Source organism: Pseudomonas sp. SC11 (assembly GCF_047039205.1).
GTDB classification, from domain to species: Bacteria; Pseudomonadota; Gammaproteobacteria; order Pseudomonadales; family Pseudomonadaceae; genus Aquipseudomonas; species Aquipseudomonas boreofloridensis.
In genome coordinates this window covers 2951242-2969066 of record NZ_CP178183.1, presented here as the reverse complement: position 1 = coordinate 2969066, position 17825 = coordinate 2951242, and the positions used below count along the sequence as shown (strand labels likewise).

Below are 17825 nucleotides of genomic sequence, written 5' to 3'. Positions count from 1 at the left end.
GGGAGCAGTGTGAAGGTTGCAGCGCAAATGATTAAGCACGCTGCCAGGCAAGCACTTTTGCGTTCAAATCATCAATCCGACCGTCTGGCCTGCCGGGCGCGAAATACACGCCCGGCACGGTGAATGCGATCAGGGCTGCGCCTCCGCCAGCGGGCGTGCGTCGCTCTGCACCTGCTCCCAGACCCGCAGGAAGTTGCCGGCCCAGAGCTTGGCGATATCGGTCTCGCTGTAGCCGCGGCTGAGCAGTTCGGCCGTGACGTTGCGGATCTCGCTGACGTCTTTCCAGCCTTCCAGGCCGCCGCCATCGTTGAAGTCCGAACTCAGGCCCACATGGTCGATACCGACCTTCTTGACCGTGTAGTCGATGGCGTCGGCGTACTGCTTGAGCGTCGCCTTGGGCTCTTCTTCGAGAATCGCGTAGAGGCTGCTGGCGTATTCGCCGAAGCGTGATTCGGGCCAGATGGCGATCACTGCATCGCCCGGCATCAACGCGTTGGCCAAGCCTTGCAACGGCTGCAGGTCGAAGCGCGCGCGCAGGGCTTCGAGCTTCTCCAATACCGGCTTGCTCAGCGGTTTGAGGTACTGCCCAAAGCCGACTACCTGGATCACGCCGCCGCTGTCCTTGATCAGCTGCATTTCCTTGTCGGACAGGTTGCGCGGAATGTCCACCAGGGCCCGGGGCGCAGAGTGCGAGGCAACGATGGGCGCACGGCTCAGGCGCGCGACCTGCTCCAAAGCCAGGGTGGACATCTGCGACACGTCGATGATCACGCCCAGGTCATTCAGTCGTTTCACCGCCGCTTGGCCCAGCGGCGACAGACCGCCCAGCGCGTCGGCGGTGTCGTTGAGAAACGGCAGCGGGCGCGAGGAGTCTGCCCAATCGTTGTTGCCGGTGTAGCTGAAACCGAACATGCGCATGCCACGGGCCGTCCACAGGTCCAGTTGCGACAGGTCGTGGCCCAGCGGATAGGCGTTCAGCATGCTGATGAAGATCGCGAACTTGCCCTCGCCATTCAAGCGGCGGAAGTCCTCTGGGGTGTAGGCAATGCCGACCTGGTTGGGGAAATCGCGAACCATGCCACTGATGATCTTCCAGCGCACCTCTTGCTGCTGCCTGGCCTCGTCGACGAAGCCAGGCGTCGGGCGGTGCGGTGCATTGGGGCCGTTCCAGATCTCGGGCCAGCCAAAGAGGGTCAGGGCCGCGCCGGAGAGCCGACCGCGGTTGGCTTTGACCAGGTCGAACTGACCAGGGCCGTCCTTGTCGACTTCCTCGCCCGTGCTGCCCAGGCTCAGAGGAACCGTGATGTGACTGTCGAACGAGAGCATGTGCTCGTGCAGCGCCTCGGCCTGCTCGACGATCTTTTGCGGGTAACCGGCAGTGCGGTGTTGCCAGTAGAAATAGCCGGCAGCGCTGCCCAGGGCGACTATCAGGGCCAAGGGCAGGCCGATGTACAAGGCTTTGCGGGAACGGGTCTTGGTCATTGCCATCTCGGTGCAGGGCTGATCGCAACCGCCCGGCAGGTGCACGACGTGCCGGGACAGGGTTCGGGTATCAGGTGGACGAATGGCGTCGACGCAGATTTACGTGGCAGGCGGTTGTCGGTGCCGGCCTCAGCCGTGCGGGGTTGCGCGCTTGTCGGGGGTGCCGGCGTACTGCGCCTTGAGATGACCCTGATCGTCCAGCAACCAAGCGTCCATGATCTCGCGCACCACGGGGCCGGCAACTCGGCCGCCCGCTTCGCCGTTCTCGATCATCACCGCCACCACGATCGACGGGTGATCGGCCGGGGCAAAGCCGACGAACAGGGCGTTGTCACGGTGCCGCTCCAAGGTCTTGTCGCGGTTGTAGCGCTCGCCCTGGCGGATCGCGACCACCTGCGCCGTGCCGCTCTTGCCGGCGATCCGATACTGCGCGCCTGCTGCGGCGGCGCGGGCGATGCCGCGCGGATCGTGCATGACCATCTGCATGCCCTGACTGACCTGGTCCCAGGCGCGCTTGTCGTGCAGCACGATATCGGGCATCGGGTTGGGGTCTACCGGCTTCTCGCCGCCCACCGTCATGGCCAAGTGCGGGCGATGCCACACGCCCTTGCTGGCCAGCAGGCTGGTGGCCTGGGCCAGCTGCAGCGGGGTGACCTGCATGTAGCCCTGGCCGATACCCAGAATCAGCGTCTCGCCCGGGAACCAGGCCTGGCGGCGGGTGGCGCGCTTCCACTGCGCCGACGGCATCAGGCCCGGCGCTTCTTCGAACATGTCCAGCGAGACTTTCTGCCCCAGGCCGAACTCGGCCATATAGTCGTGCAGGCGATCAATGCCCAGCTTGTGCGCCAGGTCATAGAAGTAGGTGTCGTTGGAGCGCATGATGGCGGCGTAGAGGTCCACCCAGCCATCGCCACTGCGGTTCCAGTTGCGGTACTTGTGGTCGTAGTTGGGCAGTTCGTAGTAGCCCGGGTCGAATACCCGGCTGCCGGGGGTGATGACGCCGCTGTCCAGTCCGGCGATGGCCACCTCCGGCTTGACAGTCGAGCCGGGCGCATACAGACCACGCAGCACGCGGTTGAACAGCGGCCGGTCGATGGAGTCGCGCAGGGCCGCATACTGCTTGAAACTGATGCCCTTGACGAAGAGGTTGGGGTCGAAGCTGGGGTTGCTGACCATGGCCAGCACATCGCCTGTAGCCGGGTCCAGCGCGACCACCGCGCCACGCCGCTCGCCCAGGGCTTTCTCGGCGGCCTGCTGCAGGTGGGCATCGAGGCTGAGCACGATGTCCTTGCCCGGTATCGGGTCATGATGGCGCAACACACGCATCACCCGGCCCTGGGCATTGGTCTCGACTTCTTCGTAGCCCACATGGCCGTGCAGCTCGTTCTCGTAGAAGCGCTCTACGCCAGTCTTGCCGATCGACTGGGTACCGCGGTACTCGGTGTTATCGAGGCTCTTGGCTTCTTTTTCGTTGATCCGCCCCACGTAGCCCACCGAATGGGCGAAGTGCTCGGCCAACGGGTATTCGCGGATGAACTGTGGCTCGACTTCCAGCCCTGGCAGGCGGAACTGATTGACCGCGATCTGGGCGATTTGCTCCTCGCTCAGACCGACCATCAGGGTCACCGGCTCGAAGGGCTTGCGCCCCCGCCGCAGGTCCTTGTCGAACTGGGCGCGGTCGTCCTCGGACAGGTTCAGCACCTGGGCCAGGGCATCGAGCACGGCCGGGGTCTGGCCGTTGGTGCGCTCACGGGTCAAGGTCAGGTTGAAGCTGGGTTTGTTGTCGGCCAGCACCACACCGTTGCGGTCGTAGATCAGGCCACGTTCCGGGGGAATCGGCAGCACGTGCACCCGGTTGTTCTCCGAAACGGCCGACTGCTGGTCATGCTGCAGCACCTGCAACACGTACAGTCGACCCACCAGGACCGCGACCAGGCTCAGGGTCAGCGCGGCGCACACCAACAGGCGGCGGTTGACCAGGCCTTTTTCGGTTTCGTGGTCCTTGAGGGGGATCGGTTGTGGCATGGGGTCTCGGGTGACGTATCGGTGAGGGCAACGGCGCGGGGTTCGCGATGCTACGCAAGGCCGCGGCGCGTCTCAACCCAGGCTTGCCCTGCGATCACCGTGTCGCAGGGCTGTCGAGCCGCTGTGGAAGGGGTTGTCGAGAACATGAAGATTTATTCATTCGGCCAGATGGAGCGTGGGTTGCGCCCTGCCTCGACGTTGAGAGAAGCAGGGCGCAACCCGCCGCGGTCTACAGCACTTTGTCGAGGGTGATCGGGAACTCGCGCACCCGCTTGCCCGTGGCGTGATAGATGGCGTTGGCAATGGCAGCGGCGACGCCGACCACGCCGATTTCCCCGACGCCCTTGGAGCCGAGCTCATTGACGATGTCGTCTTGCTCCTCGACGAAAATCACCTCGATGTCGCCGATATCGGCGTGCACGGGAATGTGATACTCGGCCAGGTTGTGGTTGAGGACGCGACCCAGCCCATGGTCGGTTTGGCCTTCCTCGTGCAGCGCCATGCCCAAACCCCACACCACGCCGCCGAGGATCTGGCTACGGGCGGTCTTGGGGTTGACCACGCGACCTGCCGCCACGGCGCTGACCACGCGGGTCACCTTGATCGAGCCCAGATCCTCATCGACAGCGACTTCGACGAACACGGCCGAGTGGGTCGCGGTGGAAAAGGCCTGGCGTCGACTCCCAGGCTCGGCGTCGATCTGCACCTGCAATACGCCATGCTCGGCGCGTGCAACGATGTCTGCCAGGGCGATGCGCTGGCCGGCGGCGTGCAGATGGCCGTCGGCGAAGCGAATGTCTTCGACCGCCACTGCCGACAGCGCCGGGTACGCCTGACGTGCGCATTCCAGCACCTTGGCGCGCAACACCAGGCAGGCCTGGCGCACCGCCGAGCCGACCGAGGACACGGTGAACGAGCCGCCTTGCAGGGGCGCGGTGGGCAACGAGGAGTCGCCAAGCTCGAAGGTCACCTCAGCCGTGTCCAGGCCCATGGCATCGGCCGCGATCTGGGTCATGACGGTGTAGGTGCCGGTGCCAATATCAGTGGTAGCGCTGCTGACCGTCAGGTGTCCGGAGGCATCCATCCGGGCTTTGGCGCTGGCTTTCATCTGCATGGCTTCCCACACGCCGGTGGCCATGCCCCAGCCCAGCAATTGCTTGCCGCTGCGCATGCTGCGCGGCTGCGGGTTGCGCTTGGCCCAGCCGAAGCGCTCGGCGCCTTGGTCGTAGCAGGCCAGCAGTTCTTTGCTGGAGTAGGGCTTGCCTTCATTGCCGTTGTGCGAGGCAAAGTTGAGCCGTCGCAGTTCCACCGGGTCCAGGTCCGCTGCGCAGGCCAGTTCGTCCATCGCGCATTCCAGCGCGATCATCCCTGATCCGGCCCCAGGGGCACGCATGTCCAGCGGGGTGTAAACATCCAGGTCCACCAGGCGATAGCCCAGTGCCACGTTGTCGCACTGGTAGAGCATGCCGCTCCATTCCACCAAGTGCTCGGTGAAGTCTTCGAAGCGCGAGGTCTGGCCAATTGCGTCGTGGCCGACTGCCAGTAACTTGCCCCTGCCATCCACACCCAGCCGTACACGCTGCTGAGTCCTTGGGCGATAGCCGAAGGTGAACATCTGCTGGCGGGTAAGGGTGAGTCGCACCGATCGCTTGAGGTGCAGCGCCGCCATCACCGCCAGAGGCAGTTGATACTGAGGTCTCAGACCCGAGCCGAATGCCCCGCCGACGAACGCGGCCAGCACGCGGATACGGTCCTTGGGCAGGCCGAAAACGTTGTGCAAGTAGTCTTGGCAGTTCTGCGTGCCCTGGGTCTTGTCGTGGATTTCCAGGGCATCGCCGGCTCTGTAGAACACCGTGGAGGCGTGTGGCTCCATCGGGTTGTGGTATTCGTTGGCAGTGACATAAGTAGCGTCCAGCGTGGTGCTCGCAGTGGCATAGGCACCGGCGAAATCACCACGCGGCTCGGGGAGCTCGGCCGGCGCTTCGTGGCTGGCTGCAAGCGCACCGAGCAGATCGGTGCGATGGTCATCCTGATCGTACTCCACGGTCACCAACGCCCCGGCATGTCGGGCGAGCTCCAGCGTGTCGGCCACCACCAGCGCGATCGGCTGGCCGCTGTACAGGACCTTGTCGTTGTACAGCGGACGGAAAGGGGACCCGTCAGCCGAGTCGTCATCGCTGTAATCATCGTCGTAACTGGAGACATGGGGTCTGTTCAGGTGGTGCAGCACAGCAATCACGCCAGGCACCTGCAGGGCGGCGGCGATGTCGATTGCGCGGATACGGCCGCTGGCGATGGTGCTCGACACCACACTGGCATGCAGCAGGCCGTCTTCGTGGTACTCGCCGGCATAGCGCGCCTGGCCGGTGACCTTGGCCACGCCATCGACGCGGTCCAGGGGCTTGCCCATGGCGGAGGTAAAACTGTTCATGGGGTGTTTCCTCTGTGCGGGGTACCAAGCGCTGCTTCGGTCAAGGTGCGAATGATCGCGCGCTCGGCCAGTTCGACTTTGAAGCCGTTGTGATCGAGCGGAACGGCGTCTTCGAGGACCAACTTGGCCACCCGGGCGAAGAGTGCTGGCGAGACGGTCTGTCCCTGCATCAGCGCCTCAGCCGCCTCGTTGCGCCAGGGCTTGTGCGCCACGCCACCGAGTGCCAGGCGCGCTTGCTGGATGACGTCGCCGCGCAAATCCAGGGCTGCTGCGACCGATACCAAGGCAAAGGCATAGGACGCCCGGTCACGAATCTTCAGGTATCGAGCGTGTTCGGCGAACCGCGCCGGGGGCAGCTCGATGGCGGTGATCAGTTCATCGTTGTCGAGTTGATTGTCACGCTCAGGTGCATCGCCGGGCAGGCGGTGGAAATCCTTGAAGGCGACGCAGCGCGTGCCGCGAAGACTCTGCACGTGCACCACGGCCTCCAGCGCCGCCAGGGCCACGCACATGTCCGAAGGGTGAGTCGCAACGCACGCTTCGCTGGCACCGAGGATGGCGTGAATGCGGTTCAGGCCTGTGCGCGCCGGGCAGCCGCTGCCGGGTTCGCGTTTGTTGCAGGGCGTGCCAGTGTCATAGAAGTAGTAGCACCGGGTGCGTTGCAACAGGTTGCCGCCGGTGCTGGCCATGTTGCGCAACTGCGGCGAAGCGCCGGCCAGGATGGCTTCGGATAGCAACGGATAGTGCTGTTCTATCAGCGGATGCCAGGCCAGGTCGGCGTTGCTCACCAGAGCGCCGATCAGCACGCCACCGTCGGCGGTGGACTGGATGCTGTCCAGGCCCAGGCCGGAAAGGTCGATCAGGCGTTCGGGACGCTCGATGTTTTCCTTCATCAGGTCGACCAGGTTGGTGCCGCCAGCGATGAAGCGTGCGCCCGGCCCGACACTGTTCAGGGCCTCGGCGATGGAGGTGGGGTGCTGATAGCTGAAGGGCGTCATTCGCTCACCTCGCGCATCTGCGGCAGGGCTTCTTCGACCGCCGCGATGATGTTGCTGTAAGCCCCGCAGCGACACAGGTTGCCGCTCATGTGCTCGCGGATGGCCTCCCGGGTATGGGCACGGCCTTCGCGGGCCAGTCCGACCGCCGAGCAGATCTGCCCAGGCGTGCAGTAGCCGCACTGGAACGCGTCCTGCTTGATGAAGGCGCGTTGCAGGGGATGCAATGTATCGCCGTCAGCCAATCCTTCGATGGTGACCAAATCGGCCCCTTCGCAGCGGATCGCCAAGGTCAGACAGGCGTTGACTCGCTTGCCGTCGCGCAACACGGTACACGCGCCGCACTGACCGTGGTCACAGCCCTTCTTCGATCCCGTCAGGTCGAGTTGTTCGCGCAGCAGGTCCAGCAGCGTAGTCCAGGGATGCACCTGTACGGTACGGGCCTGACCGTTGACGGTCAGGGAAACGGGGTGCGCCGTAGCGCCCTCGACAGAGGTGGCATTCATGGAAATTCCTCACGGTTACGGTCGTGCACAGTGGACTGTGTCTCTAAACAGCGACTGACGTGATCCGATGAAGGTTCAGCCTGTTTGCCGGAACGCTGATTGAAGGTGCTGGCGTTGAACGGGCTTGGCTAAGCCGCAGAAGCGGCTGGAGGGGGCTCCGGCAGCCTGTGCGAGGTCTGCCGGAAAGGTCTCGATACTCAGGGTTTGAGGTCTGGATTGGTGTCTTTGGTGTTTTTCTGACCGATGGGATCGATGTCGCCCGGGTTACGCGGGTCCTGGCGCGTGTCGATGTTCGGTGCCGGAGACAGTTGCAGCACCTCGTTGGTGTAGTCCCACTCCTGCTGGACCTTGTCCGGGTGATCGTTCAAGTGCAGGCCGTAGGACGGGATGATCTGCTTGATTTTCTGTTGCCATTCAGGTGTTGCGAGCTTGTCCTTGAACACTCGGTTGAGCAGGTCGAGCATGATCGGTGGCGCGGTCGAGGCGCCCGGCGAGGCGCCCAGCAGGCCGGCGATGCTGCCGTCCTTGGAGGCGACCACTTCGGTACCGAGCTTGAGTACACCGCCCTGGTCCGGGTCTTTCTTGATGATCTGCACGCGCTGGCCGGCCTGCCACAGTCGCCAATCTTCCTTCTTGGCATGGGGGAAGTAAGTCTGCAGCGCTTCGAAACGATCGTCGTCGGACTGCATGACTTGGCCGACCAAGTACTTGACCAGGTCGAACTCACGGACCCCGACGCGAACCATGGGCCAGGTGTTGTGCACGCTCATGCTGGCGAACAGGTCGAGCAGCGAGCCTTCCTTGAGGAATTTGGTGGAAAAGGTCGCGAACGGCCCGAACAGGATCATGCGCTTGCCGTCCAGTACCCGCGTGTCCAGGTGCGGCACCGACATCGGCGGCGCGCCGGTGGCGGCGATGCCGTAGGCTTTTGCCATGTGCCGCAGGGCGATGGCCGGGTTCTCGGTGACCAGGAACGAGCCGCCCACCGGGAAGCCGGCATAGTCCTTGGCCTCGTCGATGCCTGACTTCTGCAGCAGCGGCAGCGCGGCACCGCCCGCGCCGATGAACAGGAACTTGGCATCGGTCGACTGGCGGCTGCCGTCCTTGAGATTCTTGTACGTCACATGCCACGAGCCGTCGTCGTTGCGGGTAATGTCCTGGACCTCGCTGGACAGCTTGAGGTCGAAGTTCGGCCGGCTTTGCAGGTAGGCCACGTACTGGCGGGTGATTTCGCCAAAATTGACGTCGGTGCCGATGGGTGTCCAGGTCGCCGCCAGTTTTTGATCGGGGTCGCGCCCCTCCATCATCAAAGGCACCCACTTGCGGATCTGCTCGGGGTCCTCGGAGTACTGCATCGGCCGGAACAGCGGGCTGGCCTGCAGCGCTTCGTAACGCTTGCGCAGGAAGCGGATATTGTCGTCGCCCCAGACGAAGCTCATGTGCGGCGTGGAGTTGATGAACGAACGCGGGTTCCTCAGTACGCCCTGCTTGACCTGCCAGGCGAGGAACTGGCGGGTGATCTGGAACGACTCGTTGATTTCCACGGCCTTGGTGATATCGATCTTGCCGTCTTTCTCCGGTGTGTAGTTCAGCTCGGCCAAAGCCGAATGGCCGGTGCCGGCGTTGTTCCAGCCGTTGGAGCTTTCCTCGGCGACCTTGTCCAGCCGCTCGATCATCTGCATCGACCAACTCGGCTCCAGTTCGTTGAGCCAGATGGCCAGGGTGGAGCTCATGATGCCACCGCCGACGACCAGCACATCGACCTTGGGTGGATCGGCGGCATTGGCGGTGGACAGGGCGCAGCCCAGGCTGAGCAGGGCGCAGTTGAGGCGGTTGTTGATCTTCATGTCGGCTCCAGAGAGGCACGCACGCCTCCGATGACGGTGGAACAGTCTTCGAGAAGCCTGACCGGACGTCGGTTCAAAACGTCCGGCCAGGGCCTGCATTGGAGTAGCAGGCGCGTCGCCTTGAGGTTGAGAATAGAAGATCGTCGCAGCGCCACGGGATGCACGGGATGCTGTTGGTCCGCACAGATCGCCAGCACTCGTCTGGAAGGCTATCCTTCGAGCAGATCACCTGGTGCTTGAGGGGGCCACCCCACATCGGCATGACCTACCATCGAATACACATCAGGGAGGACGCGACATGCTCAAGCGAGGCGATGACTACAAGCGCTGGTGCGACCCAGGCCTCAACCATCAGGTTCACCAGCAAACCCTCGATGACGGCACGTTGCTCGAGGTACAGACGCGCTTGTCGCGAACCGGCGCTACGCAGTTGTTCATTGGGATCTACGAAGCTGACGGTGCGTGCATCCATGAGCGTGTCTATGACCAAAGGCCTGGCGAAACCACCACGCGTGCCTTGCTCTGGGGGCTGGGTCGCGCCCGGCGTCTGGCGCAAGAAGCGCGCAAACATGGGACTTGGATCATCAATCAGTGAGTCTGCAGGCCTGAGGTTCACGTGGGCCACCCGGTAGATTTTTGGAACTCAGGCCCTGCGCCACTTGCCCACTTCCTTGACAGTCACAGACCACCAGGAGGGGCAAGATGCCCAAGGCAACAGGCAAAGTCCGTTATGGCGTGGTAGCCGGCGGCTCGATTTCCCAGGGTGCGTTCATGCCAGGTATCGGTCAGACCGATAACTCGGTGATCACTGCATTGGTGACGGGCGACCCACAGAAGGCCAGGCTTCTGGCCGAGCGCTACGCGCTCAAGGCTTATGCCTATGAAGAGTACGCCGCGCTCTTGAGCAGCGGTGAAGTGGATGCGGTGTACGTTGCCACGCCAAACTTTCGCCACCGCGAATTCGTGGTTCCAGCGCTCGAAGCGGGCATTCACGTGCTGCTGGAAAAACCCATGGGGGTCAGTGAGGCCGATTGCCAGGCCATGATCGACGCGGCGCAGCGCTCCGGCGCCAAACTGATGATCGCCTACCGCCTGCACTGCGAGCCCGGCACCCTGGACATGGTCGAGCGCGTGCATGCTGGTAACTTCGGTGACCCACGGTTGTTCACGTCGATCTTCACCCAACGGGTCAAACCCAGCAATCATCGCGCGCAAAGCGGTTTCGAGGCCGGTCCTGTGCCTGACATGGGGCCGTACCCGCTGAACATGGTGCGTCAGCTGTTCAATGCCGAACCCATCGAGGTGTCGGCGATCGGCGTGCATTCACCGGGGTCATCGATCAATACCTGGGACACCGTGACGGTGAGCCTGCGCTTCCCCGACGAGCGCCTGGCACAATTCACCGTGAGCTACACCTTGCCCGACAGCGAGCGTTTCCAACTGCTGGGCACCAAGGGCGAGATCGAGGCGTCGCCGTGTTTCGGCTATGGCGAAGGCGTCGCCATCAGCTATCGAGCCACCATCGACGGCGAAACGCGGGTCCACGTCAATCCGGTTGTGGATCAATTCGCTGGTGAAACCGCTTACTTCTCCGATTGCATCCTCAACAACGAGAATCCGGAGCCCGATGGAGAGGAGGGGCGGCGCGATGTGAGAGTGGTCGCCGCAATCCAGCGAGCCCTGGAGACTGGCCAGGCTCAGCGCCTCGAGCCCCTCGATCCACGGCCAGTCGCGCGGCGTGCAACGCAACGTCGGGCGTTTCCGTTAGCCAAGGTGCCGCCGATGATCGACACCGAATCGCCCACCGAATGACTGTGCCGTCCGAGCGCGCTGCCTGGCGCGCCCGGACCTGCGCGCCTCAGCGCTGGGGGGCGTAGCCACCAATGGCCAACGCCGCACGCAACGCGGCCAGGTGAGTCAGTCCCTGGGGCAGGTTGCCCAGATAATGCCCCGTACTTGGGTCGACCATTTCCGAATAGATACCCACGCCATGGGCCAGCCCGGATAGCGCCTGGTCGTAAGCCTGCTCGGCACGGCCACGCTGATCGAGTATGGCCCAGGCCTCGATCAGCCAGAACGTGCAAGCGAGAAAACACCCTTCCTCTTGCTCGGCTCCACTGTAGCGATAATGGTAGGCGCCGCTACCCAGTGCCTGCTGCACCGCCTCCAACGTACTGTTCAAACGTGCTCTGGATGGGTAGCCGAAGCGCACTGCCAGGGCGATGGAGGCATCCAGCCGATCGCTGCCGGGGTAGAACAGGTAGGCCTGGTGCTTCTCGCTCCAGCCGTGGGTTTCTATCCATACGTGAATACGCTCCCGCTCGCGCACCCAGCGCTCGCGGCAGGTGGTGGGCAGATGACCGCCATCGGCCAGTTCGATGGCACGGGTCAGGGCTTGCCAACTGCTGACCTTGGACATAGTGTAATGCTGCGGCTCGGGCAGTTCCCAGATACCGGAGTCGGGTAGGCGCCAGCAGTCGGCACATTGGTCGGCCAAGTGGGCCAACGTCGCGGCGCTCACGGCATCAAGGATATTGCCGCTGTCGATGAAACAGCGCGCGGTCTCGAAGATGTCGCCGAACACGCCGTGCTGCAGTTGATCCCGGGCATCGTTGCCGACCACCGGCGGGGAATGCTTGTAGCCGGGCAGGTCGAGGGGGCGGGTGCAATCGCCCAGCGCACCGTCGAGCGTGTAGAACACCTGCGCCCCATGTTCTTTCACCCGCCGCAACAGCCAGGTGAAGGCGGCCTTGGCTTCGGGCTGGGCACCGATACCGAGGAAGGCTTCGATGGTGTAGCCGGCATCACGGATCCAGGCGAAGCGGTAGTCGTAGTTCTTCGCACCGCCGATGCGCTCGGGCAACGAGGTGGTGGCCGCAGCCATGATCGAACCGCTGGGCGAGGACAGCAGCAGCTTGAGCGCCAGGGCATTGCGCACCACCAGGCCCTTGAAAGGGCCATCGTAAACCAGGCTTTGTGACCACTGGCGCCATTCCCGGTCGGAGCCGTCGATGCGCGCATCGATCAGGCTCAGCGGGGGCACCACCAGCGGCTCATCGTGCCCGGCGATCAACGCCACGATGCTGCGCTGGCCTGGGCCGACCGACACGCGGGCGCGCACGCCCATGTCATCCTTGCGCTCGATTTCCGTGCGCGCGTCATGCAGGAACAGACCAAGGATATGACCGGCGTGGAACACGCAGCCGTTGTCGTTGGGCGTCAGGTAGGGGCTGATGGTGTCGGCCTGGGTGCCGAAGTCGATGGCGATGTCGAACTCGACTTCGCCTTCGACGCCTTCGATACGGCGGGCCAGCTCAGCCCAGGGCAGGCGACCGGCCGGGCCGCTGTTCAGCGATTCGGTGAGTCTGGCGCGACCATTGGCGGTGATGTACAGGGTTTCCAGCACATTGCTGTCAGGTAGATACCGGCGCTGGACGTGGAACGGTTCGCGTGGCGTGACGGCGAAGAAGCCTCCGGTGGAGGGGGCCAGCAGCCGGTCGAACAGGGGGGGAGAGTCCATGTGCGGGACGCACCACCAATCGATCGAACCATCCAGGCCGATCAGCGCCACTGATCGGCCATCGCCCAGGGCAGCGTAGTGCTCGAGCAGCAGCCAGCCACCGCTGTCGCGTTGCGGTTCGCCCTGTTGGCAGGAGTGAGAGTCGATATCGTGCACGCTGTGTCTCCGCTGTAGGTCGTAATGGTGGGACCAAAGGTGCGGGTGGGGAGTTCTGAACGACGCGTTGGATCTGTTGAGTGACCAATCAGTCAAAAAAACGGAATTTTTTGATTCAGTGCCCGCTCCATTAGCCTGAACTGATGAGGAGAGTCCAATGGCAGGACAGCAGTTGTACGTGATCGAGTACGCGCTTCATGGGGAATACCGGACTTTTATCATTCGGCTGGAACGTATGGATAATGCCGCAGCTTGGCACTGGGCAAGCTGCGACGCGGGTGTGGGCATCATTCCCCGGTTTGGCCAGCATTCCATCAAGAAGGTCAGCCGGCCAATGGCTGAGCGCTATGGGCTGTCCGATGTGCGCTGGCGGCCTTCGGGGCAGGGCCCCGAATTCGTTGCGCCACTCGTGGATGTGCAGAAGTTTTCCAGCGCTGGCGTCAAGCCCGTTCACCGCGCAACCAACGCTGATGATAGTGAGCCACCCGAGACAGCCCATAGATCGCACCTTCATGCATGACCGCTGCGCGTTCGCCGAAAAAACGCTGGCTGCGGGTAAACACTGCAACGGGGTGACCGGCGAACGCCCACGCGAAGCACATCGTACCCGGTGAAACGCCAGGCTGCGGAGCCGGCCCGGCTACCCCAGTGGTGGCTATGGCCACGCTGGCGTCACTGTCCTTCAACGCACCGAGCGCCATCTCCCATGCCACGGCCTCGCTGGTCAGACCATAACGCTCGATCGTCTCGGGGCTGACGCCCAACAGGCGGCGCTTGGCGCTGGGCGAATACACCACGTAGCCGCTTTCCAGCACCTCACCAGCCCCAGGTAATGCGGCCAGCAGCGTGACCATGGCTCCGGCGGTGCAGGACTCAGCGGTTGTGAGCATCAAGCGATGGTCCTTGAAGTATTGCAAGGCAGTAGCGACGGGGTCGTGGATCATGATCTTGGCTCGCAGGTGATTTGGCGGTGGACGTCTGCCGATCGCTATTGGTTCAGCATGACGCCCTTTGCCTCCACTGATCATGTGAAGGTGAGTTGCGTTGAACTCTGCCGCGCTCCTCGGCTTCCTCTAGTGGGCGCTGTATCACCGCCTGCACTGTAGCGGCACGCGTATGCTAGAGGTCCAGCAGCGCCGGATTGTTGAAATTGCTTAACCTGCGGTCGTCGGCAGCACATTCCAGTGCGCTCAGGTGTTGCTGCGATAGCGCTTTCTGCAAGCTGCGTTCGCCATTCTGCCAGGCTTGTTGAAGCACTGGCTTGAGCCGCCGAGGTAGAACGCTGAACATCGGCTGCCAATACCCGCTCTGACTCACCATCGCGGTGGCCTCTTCGGCCGCCGCGAGCTGGCGCAGGGCGTCGATCAATTCACGGTCGATCAGCGGCGAATCACACGCCAGTACCACCACCCATTCATGACGCACCACCTGCAAGCCGGCGATCACGCCTGCGAGCGGTCCTGGATAATCCCTGTCTTCATCGCCCACGCAGCAGTCGGCGAATCCGGCATAGACCTGCTGGTTGCGGTTGCACGAGATCACCAGGTCATCGGTGAGCGGCCGGACCACACGCTGTATGTGCGCCACCAGCGGTTCGCCACGCCAAGGCAGCAAGCCCTTGTCACGCCCGCCCATGCGCTGGCCACGGCCTCCGGCGAGGATCAGAACGGAACAGGGGGGCAGGGCAGCAGGCATTGAAAAGGGCTCCGGACAGTGACTGCCCGGAACCCTCTCATTCAACGCCTGGCTTGTCCAGTCAGGCGTCCGGCTTGGCGCTGCGGTGACCGGCAATACGCATGACCACCACGAAGAACACCGGCACGAACACCACGGCCAGGGTCGCACTGAGCATGCCGCCGATCACGCCGGTGCCAATGGCTTGCTGGCTGGCCGAGCTGGCACCGCTGGCAATGGCCAGCGGCACCACGCCGAGGATGAACGCCAGCGAGGTCATGACGATGGGGCGCAATCGCAGTTTGGCGGCCTGCATGGCCGCATCGGCGGCGTCCACGCCTTGATCGACCAGGCTCTTGGCGAACTCGATGATCAGGATCGCATTCTTCGCCGACAGACCGATCAGGGTGATCAGGCCGACTTTGAAGAATACGTCGTTGGGCATGCCGCGCAGGGTCACCGCCAGCACCGCACCCAATACGCCCAGCGGCACCACCAGCAGCACCGCCGTAGGGATCGACCAGCTCTCGTAGAGCGCTGCCAGGCACAGGAACACCACCAGCAGCGACAGGGCCAACAGCACAGGTGCCTGGCTACCGGACAAGCGCTCCTGCAAGGACAGACCAGTCCATTCCAGCGCACTGCCGGCGGGCAGCGCATCGACCAGGCGCTGGATTTCCGCCATTGCCTCGCCCGAGCTGTGGCCTGCTGCTGGCTCACCGGAAATCGACACCGCCGGGTAACCGTTGTAGCGCGTCAGTTGCACCGGGCCGCTGAGCCAGCGTGCCTGCACGAAAGCGCCGAGCGGCACCATCTTGCCGCTGGCGTTGCGCACGTGGATCTTCAGCAGATCCTCGACCTGGCTGCGTTGATCGCCCTCGGCTTGAACCACCACGCGTTGCATGCGGCCCTGGTTGGGGAAGTCGTTGACGTAGTTAGAGCCCACCGAGGTATCGAGCACCGCGCCGATGTCGGCGAAGGACACACCCAGCGCATTGGCCTGACGGCGGTCCACTTCCAGTTGCACCTGCGGGCTCTCGGCCAACGATGCCTCCCGTACGTTGGTCAGCACCTTGCTCTTGCGTGCCTGGGCCAGCAGCTCGTCGCGGGCCGCCATGAGACCGGCATGGCCCATGCCGCCGCGGTCCTGCAGGCGGAACTCGAAGCCGGTCGACTCGCCCAGTCCGTCCACCGGCGGCGGCAGCACCGAGTAGGCCACGGCATCCTTGAGCGCCGAGAACGCGATGGTCGCGCGATCGGCGATCGACTGCGCGCTGTCGTCGGCGCCACGCTCGGACCAGTCCTTGAGCGTGGTGAAGGCCAGCGCCGCGTTCTGGCCAGTGCCCGAGAAGCTGAAGCCGAGGATCATCGTGGTGTTGCCCACGCCCGGCTCTTGGGCGTTGTGGGCTTCGATCTGCGCGGCGACCTGTTCGGTACGCATGCGGCTTGCCCCTGGGGGCAACTGGATGTCGGTGATGGTGTAACCCTGGTCCTCGGTGGGCAGGAAGGCGCTGGGCAACTGGCTGAAGCCATAGCCCAGCACCGCCACCAGCAAACCGTACAGCAGCAGGTAGCGGCCACTGCGGGCCAGGGCATGGGCGACCCAGCGCTGGTATCCCTGGCTCATGCCCTCGAAACGGCGATTGAACCAGCCGAAAAAGCCTTTACGCTCATGATGCTCGCCTTTGGCGATGGGCTTGAGCAGGGTCGCGCACAGGGCGGGCGTAAGGCTCAGCGCCAGGAAAGCGGAGAACAGGATCGACACCGCCATCGACAGCGAAAATTGCTGGTAGATCACGCCCACCGAGCCTTTCATGAAGGCCATGGGCAGGAATACGGCCACCAGCACCAGGGTGATGCCGATGATCGCGCCGCTGATCTGCCCCATCGCCTTGCGCGTCGCCTCCTTGGGACCTAGACCTTCCTCGGCCATGATCCGCTCGACGTTTTCCACCACCACGATGGCATCATCGACCAGGATGCCGATGGCCAGCACCATGCCGAACAGGGTCAGCACATTGACCGAGAAACCCAGCGCGAGCATCACGGCGAAGGTGCCCATGAGTGCGACTGGCACGACAAGGGTGGGGATCAGGGTGTAACGGATGTTCTGCAGGAACAGGAACATCACCGCGAACACCAGCAGCATCGCTTCGAATAGAGTGCTGATCACCTGCTTGATCGAGACCTTGACGAACGGCGAGGTGTCGTAAGGGATGTCGTATTTGACCCCGGCAGGGAAGTAGCGCGACAGCTCGTCCATCTTCTGCCGCACCAGCGTGGCCGTTTCCATGGCGTTGGCACCCGGGGACAGCTTGACGCTGAACGCGCTGGTCGCCTTGCCGTTCAGGCGCGTGCCGTATTGGTACTCCTGGGCGCCGATCTCGACGCGAGCGACATCGCCAACGGTGACCACCGAGCCATCGGGATTAGCCCGCAGCACGATGGCGGCAAACTCTTCTGGCGTGCTGAGCTGACCTTTGACCACCACGTTGGCGGTGATTTCCTGGGTCGGCCGGGTGGGCAGATCGCCGATGCTGCCAGGCGCCACCTGCGCGTTCTGCGCCGTAATGGCGCTGGCCACGTCCTGAGGCGTGAGGGCGAAGCCGACCAGCTTGGCCGGATCGATCCAGATCCGCATGGCCCGTTCCGAGCCATAGAGCTGGGCCTTGCCGACACCCTTTATGCGGCGGATCTCGTTCATGACGTTGCGCGCCAGCAGATCGCTCAGGGCGATTTCGTCGTAGCTGCCGTCTTCGGAGGTGAGGGTGCCGAGCAACAGAAAGCCAGTGGAGACCTTCTCCACTTGCAGGCCTTGCTGAGTGACCGGTCGCGGCAGACGCGACTCGACCACTTTCACACGGTTCTGCACATCGACCTGAGCCAGGTCGGGCACCGTGCCGGGCTCGAAGGTGGCGGTGATGGTGGCGCTGCCCAGGCTGCTCTGGGATTCGAAATACAGCAGATTGTCGGCGCCATTGAGCTCCTGCTCGATAACGCTGACCACGCTCTCATCCATGGTCTGCGCCGAGGCGCCTGGGTACACGGCGTAGATTTCCACCTGCGGCGGCGCGACGTCGGGGTACTGGGCGACCGGCAACTGCGGAATGGCCAGCGCGCCGGCGAGCAGGATGAACAAGGCGACCACCCAAGCGAAAATCGGGCGGTCGATGAAGAACTGCGGCATGG

12 protein-coding genes and 1 pseudogene are annotated in these 17825 nt (G+C 63.7%); 3 read left to right on the top strand and 10 right to left on the bottom strand.

Annotated features, from left to right (window positions below):
- Positions 1 to 129: 129 nt before the first annotated feature.
- From pvdM to mqo, 6 genes are all read right to left on the bottom strand, one after another.
- Positions 130 to 1482, bottom strand: a complete 1353-nt coding sequence (gene pvdM, locus ACK2SD_RS13230) for a pyoverdine-tailoring dipeptidase-like protein PvdM (protein ID WP_412459967.1) — start codon at positions 1480 to 1482, stop codon at positions 130 to 132.
- A 129-nt stretch (positions 1483 to 1611) separates the two neighbouring features.
- The gene (mrdA, locus tag ACK2SD_RS13225; RefSeq protein WP_295487070.1) at positions 1612 to 3507 is read right to left on the bottom strand and encodes a penicillin-binding protein 2; all 1896 of its coding nucleotides are present in this window, start codon (positions 3505 to 3507) and stop codon (positions 1612 to 1614) included.
- Between the two features lie 229 nt (positions 3508 to 3736).
- On the bottom strand, positions 3737 to 5938 hold the full coding sequence (locus tag ACK2SD_RS13220) for a xanthine dehydrogenase family protein molybdopterin-binding subunit (protein ID WP_412459966.1): 2202 nt from the start codon (positions 5936 to 5938) through the stop codon (positions 3737 to 3739).
- A complete protein-coding gene (locus tag ACK2SD_RS13215) occupies positions 5935 to 6936 on the bottom strand; it encodes an FAD binding domain-containing protein (RefSeq protein ID WP_412459965.1) in 1002 nt (333 codons plus the stop codon). The genes ACK2SD_RS13220 and ACK2SD_RS13215 overlap by 4 nt, the downstream gene beginning before the upstream one ends.
- On the bottom strand, positions 6933 to 7439 hold the full coding sequence (locus ACK2SD_RS13210; RefSeq protein ID WP_029612606.1) for a (2Fe-2S)-binding protein: 507 nt from the start codon (positions 7437 to 7439) through the stop codon (positions 6933 to 6935). Before ACK2SD_RS13210 ends, ACK2SD_RS13215 begins: the two co-directional genes overlap by 4 nt.
- 197 nt (positions 7440 to 7636) lie before the next feature.
- On the bottom strand, positions 7637 to 9286 hold the full coding sequence (gene mqo / locus ACK2SD_RS13205) for a malate dehydrogenase (quinone) (RefSeq protein WP_412459964.1): 1650 nt from the start codon (positions 9284 to 9286) through the stop codon (positions 7637 to 7639).
- Positions 9287 to 9584: 298 nt separating this feature from the next.
- On the opposite strand from mqo, the gene ACK2SD_RS13200 reads away from it, so the two are divergent.
- Both ACK2SD_RS13200 and ACK2SD_RS13195 read left to right on the top strand, forming a co-directional pair.
- A complete protein-coding gene (locus ACK2SD_RS13200) occupies positions 9585 to 9881 on the top strand; it encodes a hypothetical protein (protein WP_304484908.1) in 297 nt (98 codons plus the stop codon).
- 107 nt (positions 9882 to 9988) lie between these two features.
- Positions 9989 to 11098 carry a Gfo/Idh/MocA family protein gene (locus ACK2SD_RS13195; protein WP_412459963.1) on the top strand — a complete coding sequence of 370 codons (1110 nt, stop codon included), beginning with the start codon at positions 9989 to 9991 and terminating at the stop codon, positions 11096 to 11098.
- A gap of 46 nt (positions 11099 to 11144) precedes the next feature.
- Here ACK2SD_RS13195 and ACK2SD_RS13190 read toward each other — a convergent pair whose 3' ends face one another.
- On the bottom strand, positions 11145 to 12899 hold the full coding sequence (locus tag ACK2SD_RS13190) for a glycoside hydrolase family 15 protein (RefSeq protein ID WP_412462313.1): 1755 nt from the start codon (positions 12897 to 12899) through the stop codon (positions 11145 to 11147).
- A 220-nt stretch (positions 12900 to 13119) separates the two neighbouring features.
- Here ACK2SD_RS13190 and ACK2SD_RS13185 point away from each other — a divergent pair.
- Positions 13120 to 13398, top strand: a pseudogene (locus ACK2SD_RS13185) (DUF6555 family protein); the annotation flags it as partial.
- Between the two features lie 4 nt (positions 13399 to 13402).
- Here ACK2SD_RS13185 and ACK2SD_RS13180 read toward each other — a convergent pair.
- The 3 genes from ACK2SD_RS13180 to ACK2SD_RS13170 all read right to left on the bottom strand — a co-directional run bounded on the left by ACK2SD_RS13180 (position 13403) and on the right by ACK2SD_RS13170 (position 17823).
- Entirely contained in the window at positions 13403 to 13906 is a 504-nt protein-coding gene (locus ACK2SD_RS13180; protein WP_029612609.1) for a nicotinamide-nucleotide amidohydrolase family protein, read from the bottom strand.
- Positions 13907 to 14081: 175 nt separating this feature from the next.
- Complete coding sequence (gene mobA / locus ACK2SD_RS13175) at positions 14082 to 14657, bottom strand: molybdenum cofactor guanylyltransferase MobA (RefSeq protein ID WP_412459962.1); 576 nt, start codon at positions 14655 to 14657, stop codon at positions 14082 to 14084.
- Positions 14658 to 14718: 61 nt separating this feature from the next.
- Positions 14719 to 17823 (bottom strand): multidrug efflux RND transporter permease subunit, encoded by a 3105-nt coding sequence (locus ACK2SD_RS13170; protein ID WP_412459961.1) that lies wholly within the window; start codon positions 17821 to 17823, stop codon positions 14719 to 14721.
- Between the last annotated feature and the right edge of the window lie 2 nt (positions 17824 to 17825).